This window comes from Maritalea porphyrae (assembly GCF_027213965.1).
In the GTDB taxonomy this organism is placed as follows: domain Bacteria; phylum Pseudomonadota; class Alphaproteobacteria; order Rhizobiales; family Devosiaceae; genus Maritalea; species Maritalea porphyrae_A.
In genome coordinates this window covers 1-10,937 of record NZ_JAPWGX010000004.1, presented here as the reverse complement: position 1 = coordinate 10,937, position 10,937 = coordinate 1, and the positions used below count along the sequence as shown (strand labels likewise).

The 10,937-nt window shown below is 51.5% G+C and carries 12 protein-coding genes and 1 tRNA gene; 9 read left to right on the top strand and 4 right to left on the bottom strand.

What is annotated here, in order from left to right; genetic code table 11:
- The first annotated feature begins 4 nt into the window (after positions 1-4).
- The 6 genes from kynU to O4H47_RS12865 all read left to right on the top strand — a co-directional run bounded on the left by kynU (position 5) and on the right by O4H47_RS12865 (position 3,925).
- A complete protein-coding gene (gene kynU, locus O4H47_RS12890; RefSeq protein ID WP_269394407.1) occupies positions 5-1,198 on the top strand; it encodes a kynureninase in 1,194 nt (397 codons plus the stop codon).
- Positions 1,199-1,383: 185 nt separating this feature from the next.
- Positions 1,384-2,229, top strand: a complete 846-nt coding sequence (gene kynA, locus O4H47_RS12885; RefSeq protein ID WP_269394406.1) for a tryptophan 2,3-dioxygenase — start codon at positions 1,384-1,386, stop codon at positions 2,227-2,229.
- Positions 2,226-2,465: an Lrp/AsnC family transcriptional regulator gene (locus O4H47_RS12880; RefSeq protein WP_269394405.1), complete on the top strand. Its 240-nt coding sequence runs from the start codon at positions 2,226-2,228 to the stop codon at positions 2,463-2,465. Before kynA ends, O4H47_RS12880 begins: the two co-directional genes overlap by 4 nt.
- 92 nt (positions 2,466-2,557) lie before the next feature.
- Entirely contained in the window at positions 2,558-2,716 is a 159-nt protein-coding gene (locus O4H47_RS12875) for a hypothetical protein (protein ID WP_269394404.1), read from the top strand.
- Between the two features lie 179 nt (positions 2,717-2,895).
- A complete protein-coding gene (locus tag O4H47_RS12870; protein ID WP_269394403.1) occupies positions 2,896-3,339 on the top strand; it encodes a hypothetical protein in 444 nt (147 codons plus the stop codon).
- A gap of 55 nt (positions 3,340-3,394) precedes the next feature.
- On the top strand, positions 3,395-3,925 hold the full coding sequence (locus O4H47_RS12865; RefSeq protein WP_269394402.1) for a GNAT family N-acetyltransferase: 531 nt from the start codon (positions 3,395-3,397) through the stop codon (positions 3,923-3,925).
- Here the strand turns inward: O4H47_RS12865 and O4H47_RS12860 are convergent.
- From O4H47_RS12860 to O4H47_RS12850, 3 genes are all read right to left on the bottom strand, one after another.
- Positions 3,926-3,999: transfer RNA gene (locus O4H47_RS12860), tRNA-Gly, on the bottom strand.
- A gap of 188 nt (positions 4,000-4,187) precedes the next feature.
- Positions 4,188-4,670: an Hpt domain-containing protein gene (locus O4H47_RS12855; protein ID WP_269394401.1), complete on the bottom strand. Its 483-nt coding sequence runs from the start codon at positions 4,668-4,670 to the stop codon at positions 4,188-4,190.
- Positions 4,651-5,205, bottom strand: coding sequence for a response regulator (locus O4H47_RS12850; protein ID WP_269394400.1), 555 nt, complete (start codon positions 5,203-5,205; stop codon positions 4,651-4,653). Before O4H47_RS12850 ends, O4H47_RS12855 begins: the two co-directional genes overlap by 20 nt.
- A 228-nt stretch (positions 5,206-5,433) precedes the next feature.
- Between O4H47_RS12850 and O4H47_RS12845 the strand changes: the two genes are divergently transcribed.
- The 3 genes from O4H47_RS12845 to O4H47_RS12835 are packed head-to-tail and all read left to right on the top strand — an operon-like array spanning position 5,434 to position 9,461.
- Positions 5,434-6,657: an acyl-CoA dehydrogenase gene (locus O4H47_RS12845; RefSeq protein ID WP_419719632.1), complete on the top strand. Its 1,224-nt coding sequence runs from the start codon at positions 5,434-5,436 to the stop codon at positions 6,655-6,657.
- Positions 6,654-7,805: a CaiB/BaiF CoA transferase family protein gene (locus tag O4H47_RS12840; protein WP_269394399.1), complete on the top strand. Its 1,152-nt coding sequence runs from the start codon at positions 6,654-6,656 to the stop codon at positions 7,803-7,805. The genes O4H47_RS12845 and O4H47_RS12840 overlap by 4 nt, the downstream gene beginning before the upstream one ends.
- A gap of 12 nt (positions 7,806-7,817) precedes the next feature.
- Entirely contained in the window at positions 7,818-9,461 is a 1,644-nt protein-coding gene (locus O4H47_RS12835; RefSeq protein WP_269394398.1) for a thiamine pyrophosphate-binding protein, read from the top strand.
- Between the two features lie 96 nt (positions 9,462-9,557).
- On the opposite strand, the gene O4H47_RS12830 is transcribed toward O4H47_RS12835, so the two are convergent.
- Positions 9,558-9,902, bottom strand: coding sequence for a hypothetical protein (locus O4H47_RS12830; RefSeq protein WP_269394397.1), 345 nt, complete (start codon positions 9,900-9,902; stop codon positions 9,558-9,560).
- Positions 9,903-10,937 lie beyond the last annotated feature (1,035 nt).

Sequence of the window (10,937 nt, the reverse complement as noted above, 5' to 3'; positions counted from 1 at the left end):
AACCATGAGCGACTTTCAAAAAACAAAATCAATGTTCCATTTGCCAAAAGGCATAATTTATCTCGATGGCAACTCTTTGGGACCCTTGCCCAAAGCAACGCCCGAGAAGGTGGGCAGCATGTTGACCCAAGAGTGGGGCGACATGCTGATCACCGGCTGGAACAAAGCGGATTGGATGGGCCAACCTTCTCGAGTTGGCGACCGCATCGGCAAATTAATCGGTGCACCTGCCGGGTCAGTTGTGATGGGCGATACTTTGTCGATCAAAGTCTATCAAGCAGTTGCATCCGCGCTCGAATTAAACCCAACTCGCAAAGTGGTGCTTTCTGATAACGGCAATTTCCCCACTGATCTTTATATGGTCGAGGGTCTGCTCAAGTCGCTCGATAAGGGCCAAGAATTGCGCCTTGCCAACCCAGAAGACGTTGAAGCCGCCTTAAGCGAAGAAATCGCTGTGTTGATGCTAACGGAAGTCGATTATCGCACTGGCCGCAAGCACGACATGAAGGCGCTCACACAAAAAGCCCATGCCCTTGGCATCCTGGTTATTTGGGATTTGGCCCACTCCGCTGGCGCGGTTGAAGTGGACCTTACCGCCTGCGACGCAGATTTTGCCATTGGTTGCACATACAAATACTTAAACGGTGGCCCTGGCGCACCTGCCTTCATCTATGTTGCGCCAAAACATCAAGAAAATGTCCGCCCTGCCCTTTCAGGCTGGCTGGGCCATGAAGCACCCTTCGCCTTTGATATCGATTACCGACCCGGCACAGGCATTGAACGGATGCGCGTTGGCACCCCGCCGGTGATCGCCCTTACCGCGCTTGAGAGTTCCCTAGATATTTGGGACATGGTCACAACGGCCGATGTACGAGCCAAATCGATTGAACTATGCGACCTCTTTATCGCAGAAGTTGAAAAACGCTGCCCATCGCTTGAGCTTTCAAGCCCACGCGACGGCGCAAACCGCGGTTCGCAAATCTCCTTCAAATTTGAACACGCCTATGCGGGTATGCAAGCTTTGATCGACAATGGCGTTGTCGGCGATTTCCGCGCTCCGAACTCCATGCGTTTTGGTTTCACCCCGCTTTACATCGACGAAGAGGACGTGATCGGTGCCGCTGCAATTTTGGAGCGGGTCATCAATGACAATTTGTGGGACAACCCCAAATATCAAACACGTTCGCGGGTAACCTGATCCATGCAAACCGGCCTTCACCACATAAAATCCAATTGGGCGCAACATCACTTTGTTGCGTGCGATTGGTATGTGACCGACGAAAGCCGTTTTAGCGTCCCAAGGGGTGCCGCTTCCAATTTGAATTAGCAATTGTTCTTCGCCCAATTTCGGGCAATGCTGAAATTCAAATTTGGATGGTAAAAATGACCAACGAAAACAAACCCTACGATCCCGCCAAAGAAGGCGCGCAAATGTCGTTTGATGGACGCATGTCCTATGGCGACTATTTGCAAATCGATAAAATCCTGGATGCCCAGCACCCGCTCTCCAGCGCGCACGACGAAATGCTGTTCATCATCCAGCACCAAACTTCAGAACTGTGGATGCGCTTAGCCATCCACGAACTCAGCGCCGCGCGCGAAGCGATCAAAACCGATAATCTTGCGCCCGCGTTTAAAATGCTGTCCCGCGTCGCCCGCATTTTCGAACAACTCAACAACGCATGGGACGTTTTGCGCACCATGACCCCAAGCGAGTATACCGAGTTTCGCAACACACTTGGGCAATCTTCGGGCTTTCAGTCCCATCAATATCGCTTGGTGGAATATGTACTGGGCAACCGCAACCAAGCCATGCTTAAGCCGCACGCGCATAAGCCCGAAGTCCACGCATTGCTAAAGGCAGAACTATTATTGCCCAGCCTTTACGATGAAGCTTTGCACCTGCTGGCGCGGCACGGCATTGCCGTCCCCCAAGAAATTCTTGACCGCGATGTCAGCCAACAGCACCAAGCAAATGAGGGTGTCGAATTGGCGTGGAAACAAGTTTATCAAAACACTGGCAAAAACTGGACGCTCTACGAACTCGCCGAAAAGCTTGTTGATTTCGAAGATTATTTCCGCCGCTGGCGCTTTAATCACGTTACAACAGTAGAGCGAATTATTGGATTTAAACGGGGAACCGGCGGCACTGGCGGCGTTTCTTATCTTCGGCGTATGCTCGAAGTAGAACTATTCCCCGAACTTTGGCATGTGAGGACCCAGCTATGACCACTTGTGTTTTTGTGCAACTGCGTTGCCACCCCGGCAAAACATATGAAGTCGCAGATGCCATTTATGAGCGTGAAATCACCTCAGAGCTTTATTCAACCAGCGGTGATTTTGATCTTCTGATGAAGATCTACATTCCCGACGGCGAAGATGTGGGCATGTTCATCAACGACCATATTGTTGATATCCCCGGCATCTCACGATCGTTGACCACTTTGACGTTCAAGGCGTTTTAGGCCAAAGCAAATCTTGGCAATTGATAAAATCGACTGAACTAAATCAGTTGAACAAATCGTCCGGCGCTCCAAGGCGCCGGCAACCTGCCCCAATGTCAGCGGCCCAAAATTTCGCCAATCAAGCAGACATGACGCTCGCCATCACCAAATATGGCGCCAAATTCAAACATATATTTGACGATCAGGCCCAAGTGTTGCAGCGCACGGACTTGGCGGTGGGCATAAACACGCTCAAAAAACCAGGCAGTTAAGTAACAACTGAAGTAAATCCAAAGCAATTGATCAATTAGTCAAATTTAGACAAAGGCACACCAGCACCTACAAGCAACCTATAAGCGACCGAGAAATTTAGTTTAATATTTGTTCAATCTTTACATAGTACTTTCGCCAACACTGCAACTCCAAGTTGATAACTTCTCCGGTGGTCACAATGTTCGCATCTGTAAAACGCAGTTTACTTGACACCTTGTTGCCCAAGAGCCTTCGCACGCCGGCCGGCTTCGCGCTAACAACGCGCGACAAAAATGGCAAATTACTCAAAAAGCCAATCCCTTTGACCAGGCAGGAAACGCTTGCGCGCCTATCTGAGATCAACACCAGCATTTCAAAAATGCGGCAAATTGCGGAAAAGGCAGCAACTGAAGCCAAAAGCCTTTCACTGCAAAGCGAGGAAGCCGCGCAACTCGCGCGCAAATGTACAATTGCCTTGGAACATTGCGCAAAGATCAGTGAACAAAACGATTTCTTCTATAGCTCCATTCACTCGAGTGAAGACCCATTCATGATGGACCGCAAACACACAAGATACGCCGCGCAACTCGATGAGATCGCCACCACCTTATCCTCAATCGTAAAGACCATCTGCAAAGACTGATCTTGCACCCCAATTCTATGGTTGCTTGCCGCTTCACCCGCTCATAGAATTGGGCATGGAAAACACACAACCGTCTAGCCCTATAAAGACCTACGCGCTTGAAACGCAACGCCTTGTGTTGCGCCCCTTTTCCACCGCAGACACCCACCGGATTGTCCAAATATTTGCTGACCCTCGGGTATCCAAATGGGTTGATGACGGCACGCCATTGAGCGAAGACCAAGCAAAACGATGGATCGCGGCCTCCTTTGCTTCCGTAGAAAAAAACGGCACCAGCGCAGGTGCCATCATCGAAAAAAACACTGGTCAAATGATTGGATGGGGCGGCATTGTCCACCCGCAAGGGACCTCACCTGAGATCATTTATGGTCTAGAATATGCCGCATGGGGCAATGGGTACGCAAAAGAGATCGCAACAGCTATTGTAAAAAACGGCCTCGGCATCCTAAAAATCAACCGCCTTCGCGCCACGGTCGACCCGGAAAACATCGCCTCCATCAAAATCCTAAGATCTCTGGGATTTCAACTCATCTCCAGTGGACTTGATGAGAACGGATTACCAACAGACGTTTATCACCTAGGGTGATGGAGCGGGTGAAGGGAATCGAACCCTCGTCGTCAGCTTGGGAAGCTGCTGCTCTACCATTGAGCTACACCCGCTTATCGCACCTGCTTTTGCTCGGGCCTTGCGTGGTCATCAAGCAGCATAGGACGTACAGCGAGTTATTTGAAACGCAAGCACTCTTGCTTTTCGTTTGCATTCCAAATTAGTTGCTCTAACAAATTTGAATATGCTCACAAACTGCGGCCTCAAAAAACCAAAGTGACATACTGCAGTTATTGAACTCTCAACTTGCCATCGCTTCGCGCAGCGAGCGCACAAGCGTGTCCTTTTCTGCTAGCTTGTCATCATTATGCTGGTTGACAAATGCCCAGCTCAACGCGCTCAAATGCAACTCCAGCAAATCCGGACGGGCCTCAAGTTTTTCGGGCACTTCTCTAATAGAAAAACAAATTCTCTCGGCCACTTGCGCGACCAATGGAAACCCAAAAGAAGACGCTTGACCTTTAATGTCGTGCGCCTCAGCATACAATTCCGCTTGAAGCTCAGGCACCGCGTCCCCAGATACCAAGTAGTCTTTCATTCTTGCAATCGCACCCTCGAGCACTAAGCGATATTCTGACTGAGATGCGCGAAAAAGTTGATCAGCCATTTTCTGCATTTCACCCAACGATGGACCGTCACCCTCGCCAATCGCTTCACGCAACTTGTTTGGCGGAGTGTAAACCTCAACATCTTGAGCATTGGTATTATCGTACTTCTTTGGCATGTTTTTGCTCACTATTGGCATCCAATTCACCAGCGGTGTCACCCGCACGGCGATCCATCCCTTCAAATCCCCGTAACGTCCTGCGCCGGTCCGGCCCTACATATTCTGCTATTTTGACGAACTGGCGTGGGTGATTACGCATGTGCACGAAACGGTCATAGACTCCTTCAACGGACAAAGGTTTGCACAGTATTTCGCTCGCGCCCACGTCTCTTGCCAGTCGAATGGCAGGCGCAGATGAATATGCTGTTGCAACCAAAATAGGCAAATGCCGGATATCCTCAGAGGCATGTGCCCGAATTCGGCGGATTAATTCATAACCATTTTTTGGCTTCATGAGTAGATCAACAACAACTATATCAGGCAGATTTTTAATGATCGCTGCTAAGCAATCTACAGAAGAACTACAATATCGGACCTTCTTTATATTCATTGCTGCAAATATGATCCGCATAATTTCAAGCGCGAACTCACTGTCGTCCACAACTATGATATCGAGGTCAGAAAAATTATACCGATGAGAAGGCGAAGGCACAAATACATCCAGACGAATCGAAAGAGTTGAAGGTAAGCAACTCAGTAGTCATTGTGATGAAAATTCAATCTATTGCAAGCGGGTTGCACTCGCCCTACCTTACAAGTTTATCTTAGCCAACTCGCTTAAATGCGTTTTGCGCATGAACAAATGCGCATCTATCGTTGGAATAGCCCCAATTGATCTGATAAAATGTTTGAAGTTTAAAATAACCTATAGGTATGACCCGTGACAACTGAGCGCCCTAGCATTCGCGATAAAGACCGCCCTGACTTGGGGGCATTCAATTGGCAGGACCCATTCCGGCTTGATGATCAGCTAACCGAAGAAGAGCGCATGGTGCAAGATACTGCCCGCGCCTTTGCTGATGAAAAGCTGCGCCCACGTGTGCGCGAAGCCTATAACGATGAAACAACCGACCCTGCCCTATTCAAAGAAATGGGCGATATGGGTCTGCTTGGCTCAACTATTCCCGAAGAATACGGCGGCGTGGACATGGGCTATGTGGCCTACGGTCTGATCGCCCGCGAGGTTGAGCGTGTCGACAGCGGCTACCGCTCCATGATGTCGGTGCAGTCCTCTTTGGTGATTTACCCGATTTACGCATATGGATCAGAAGAACAGCGCCAAAAATACTTGCCCGGCCTTATCTCCGGTGACCTAATTGGTTGCTTCGGCCTTACCGAACCTGACGCAGGTTCAGACCCTGGCGGCATGTTGACCCGCGCCACAAAAACTGAAAATGGCTATGTGCTCAACGGCACAAAAATGTGGATTTCAAACAGCCCAATCGCTGACGTGTTTGTGGTTTGGGCCAAGTCTGATGCCCATGACAATAAAATCCGTGGCTTTGTTTTGGACAAAGGCATGAAAGGTCTTTCTGCGCCAAAAATCGGCGGAAAACTTTCCCTTCGCGCATCAATCACCGGTGAAATCGTGATGGAAAATGTGGAAGTGGGCGAAGACGCTTTGCTGCCCCATGTTGAAGGCCTAAAAGGCCCATTCGGTTGTTTGAACCGCGCCCGTTACGGCATTTCTTGGGGCGCCATGGGCGCTGCAGAGGCTTGCTGGCATGCCGCCAACAAATATGGCATGGAGCGCAAACAGTTCGGCAAACCTTTGGCGCAAATGCAATTGTTCCAAATGAAATTGGCCAACATGATGACCGACATTACGCTGGGCTTACAAGGCTCATTGCGCGTGGGTCGTTTGATGAATGAAGCCAACGCCGCGCCTGAAATGATCTCATTGATGAAGCGCAACAACTGCGTGAAAGCCTTAGACATTGCCCGCATGGCACGTGACATGCACGGCGGCAACGGCATTTCGGACGAATTCGATGTAATCCGACATATGATCAACCTTGAAACCGTGAACACCTATGAAGGCACCGCCGACGTTCATGCGCTAATTCTTGGTCGTTCACAAACTGGTTTGCAGGCCTTCTTTTGATGAATAAACCACTTGAAGGGCTCAAAGTCCTCGAACTTGCACGCGTTTTGGCTGGCCCTTGGGTCGGCCAAACGCTCGCTGATCTTGGCGCCGATGTGATCAAGGTGGAAAGCCCTCAGGGTGATGATACCCGCACCTGGGGCCCTCCATTTGTCGAGCGCAAAGACGACAAATCTGCCGCCTATTTTCACGCCTGCAACCGGGGCAAACGCTCCATTGCTTTGAATTTCAAAGAAGCCGCTGACCGTGAGATCGTTATCGAATTGGTCAAACAGTCGGACGTTTTGGTTGAAAACTTCAAACTCAATGGCCTAAAAAAATATGGCCTTGATTATGAAACACTCAAACAAATCAACCCGCGCCTAATTTATTGCTCAATCACAGGCTTTGGCCAAACCGGCCCCTATGCCAGCCAACCGGGCTACGATTTTATCGTGCAAGGCATGTCGGGCATGATGTCGATCACCGGAGAACCGGGCCGCGAACCGCAAAAAATCGGCACCGCTTTGGCTGACATTATGACCGGGCTTTACGCCACGATCGGCATTCAAGCCGCATTGTGGCAGCGCGAGCGCACCGGGCTTGGTCAACAAGTTGATCTGGCGCTTTTGGATTCAATGGTCGGCGTTCTGGCCAACCAAGCCATGAATTATTTGGTTTCCGGTGTCGCCCCACAACGCATGGGCAATGCGCACCCCAATATCGTGCCTTATCAAGTGCTCGAAGTGAAGAACGGCCACATCATTTTGGCCGTAGGCAATGACGGGCAATTCCAACGCCTATGCCACGTGCTTCAGCTCGATCATCTATCGACAAACGAAGCCTACTCCACCAATTCAGCCCGCCAAATCCACCGCGAAGCATTGACCAAAATTCTGGCAGAAGCGTTTGGTAAATGGGATAAGTTGGAACTGCTGGACGCACTGCACAAATGCAACGTACCTGCAGGTCCAATCAACAATATCGACGAGGTCTTTGCAGACCCCCAAGTCATCTCGCGCGGCATGCAGCTTGATCTTGATGGTGTGCCCGGTGTGCGCACCCCCATTACATTTTCCGATGCTGAACTCACCCTTAATGAGGCATCGCCAAAAGTCGATCAGCACCGTGCTGAAATATTAGCTGAACTGAAAAACAACAAACAATAGGACCATTTTGAAATGGCAAAAATGACCGGTGGCGAAATTCTGGTGAAATGCCTTGAGGCCCAACGCGTGGACCGCGTTTTTTGTGTGCCCGGCGAAAGCTATCTGGCTGTTCTGGATGGACTTGTTGACAGCAATATCGACGTGGTCACCTCTCGTCATGAAGGTGGCGCGGCCATTATGGCTGAAGCGGACGGCAAAATGCTAGGCCGCCCCGGCATTTGCATGGTTACCCGCGGCCCCGGCGCCACCAACGCCGCCGCAGGCGTACACGTGGCCAAGCAAGATTCAACACCCATGATTTTGTTTGTTGGACAAATCGGCCGCGAAATGAAAGGCCGTGAGTCTTTCCAAGAAGTTGATTACCGCCAAACCTTTGGCGACCTTGCCAAATGGGTCGAAGAGATCGACGACGCATCTCGCATCCCTGAAATCATCGCCCACGCCTACCACATCGCCATGAGTGGGCGCCCCGGCCCCGTGGTTTTGGCCCTGCCCGAAGACATGCTGCGCGACACAGTGGACGTTGACCCATGCACTTTCATCGAAGTGGCCGAACCTGCCCCAACAAAAAAAGCCGCCGACAAATTCGCGCAGCTTTTGGCCGATGCTAAAGACCCAATGGTGATCGTTGGCGGTTCGCGTTGGGACGAAACATCTGTCGCCCAGCTTCAAGCTTTCAGCGAAAAACACCACCTCCCCGTTGGCTGCTCGTTCCGCCGCCAACAGCTATTTGATCACACCCATCAAAACTATGCAGGCGACGTTGGCTTGGGCATCAACCCAAGCCTTAACGAGCGCATTGCAAAGTCCGATTGCGTGATATTACTGGGCGCGCGTTTTTCTGAAAATCCAAGCCAAAACTTCTCCCTTTTGGGCATGCCCAACCCGGGTAAAACCCTTATTCACGTCCATTCAGGCGCTGAAGAACTGGGACGCATTTACACCCCAACATTGGCCATCAACGCCACACCAGAAGCCTTTTTCGATGCTGTTGAAGATATTGCAGCCCGCAAAGATACAGGCGCTGCCAAAGCAGCCAACGCCGCCTATCACGCGTGGACGGACAATCTACCCACAACCCCGGGCGACGTGCAAATGGGCGAGATCATGTCTCACCTGCGCAGCACCCTTGCAGACGATGCGATCCTAACCAACGGTGCGGGCAATTACGCTATTTGGCTGCACCGCTTTTGGCGTTTTAAAAAATACGGCACCCAATTGGCCCCAACCTCTGGCTCCATGGGCTATGGCCTACCGGCCGCCATTGCGGGCAAACTGCGCCACCCAACAAAGGACGTGATTTGTTTTGCAGGCGACGGCTGTTTCCAAATGACCGGCAACGAATTTGGCGCCGCCATGCAATCGGGCGCAAACGTCATCACTTTGGTCATCGACAACGGCATTTATGGCACCATCCGCATGCACCAAGAAAAGCATTATCCGGCCCGTATCTCAGCCACCAATTTGGTCAACCCAGACTTTGCCGCCCTCGCCCGCGCCTACGGCGGACACGGCGAAACGGTTGAGCGCACCGAGCAATTTGCAGATGCCTTCGAGCGCGCCCGAACTTCGGGCAAGCCCTCCATCATCCACATCAAAATTGATCCCGAAGCGATCTCACCAACGACAACGATCACAAAACTGCGCGGGGCTTAGCTGAATCCGGCCCTTTTGCACTTGCACTCATCCTGAGCCTGTCGAAGGATCAAGCTTCGACAAGCTCAGAACCAAAAAAGCGCTATCGCTCAAACGCTATTCAACCAGATCACTCGCGCCTTCTATCTGTTGTGAGTTCGCCAAATCCGCTTCCCGACGCACCACTGCTTCAATTTCGCTGTCAAAAACCATTATTGAAGCAGCAACTGAAGCCCAAAGTACTGGCACGCCAACAATAACGGCCACTAATACCGTTAAAAAACTCGGCAAATGCGTAAGACCAGCGAGCGCCCATACGGCGGCTGTTGCCAAAACAACCAGCGGCATGACAATCAAAAAGATGGTGCAAAGGCTGCCGAAGATAATTTGAAAACTCAAGATATGTCGATTTGCTTTTGAAATTGTGGGGAGTGCAATAACTCCACCTAAACCCTTGCTCATAGGGAACGTCTCTAAAAACGCAGCTGCACAATTGCAGCGCAAAACAATATATCGTTGCGCTCGGTTCACTTTACCAGTGGGTCAGAATAAAATCTTTGACGGTCATCAAGGTCTCATTCTCTGGCTTTGGACCTGTCGAGAAAAGCAAACCAACGCCCTATTTGATCAAACTCACCACTGCCTGCAAGCCCACTCGATCCTGTCTCAGCCTGCGCTGCGCAAACGCCGCACAGTTGTCCGGGAATGCCCTAGAGGTGGGGAACACGCACCCTCTGGCTGCCCCCACTTGATGCGGGGTCTTGCAGTGCGGGCAACACGCGTCAAACTCCGAGCAACACCCAACCACCCCTCAACTAACCTCACCCTGAGCTTGTCGAGGGGCGAACCATCAATGAAGTGCACAGCAGCTCCATCCTTCGACAGGCTCAGGATGAAGGGCACAATGCATCGCCTCCTTCGTCACCCTCGGGCTCGACCCGAGGGTCCATGATGACTTTGTTGATAAGCGTTGCGCAACAATTTGGAACGGTGGAACCGAACAGGCGCGGGATATGAATGCTCGGGTCAAGCCCGAGTATGACGAGGTGGGTGGTATTTGAACCATCAGCCACCAAAAAAATCTTATCCCCGCCCATTTCCACACGCCCTATAATGATCGCAGCTTTCTTGAAGACCCTGCGGACAGCGGACGCGTTGTAGGGGTCGTGAGGCGTTTGTTGGTGGATGAGCCGGCGGTGTGATGATTGTGAGGAGGTCCCGCATCAAGTGCGGGACGGTGCGAGACGGAAGGCATATTTGTCCAACCCCACCGCACCACCCTGGACTTAATCCGGGGTCAGCTGCCATCATCCCAACAAGGGTGTAATGCACCACCAGGCGGGGGTGCCGGGGTAATGAGCGCAGCGAATGACGGCGGCGCGAAAGACCCGGGGGTGCCGGGGTAATGAGCGCAGCGAGTGACGGCGGCGTGAAAGACCCGGGGGCCAGTCGAGCAGCCGAAAGGCTGCGACGGCGGCACGCAAAACCCTCATAAAG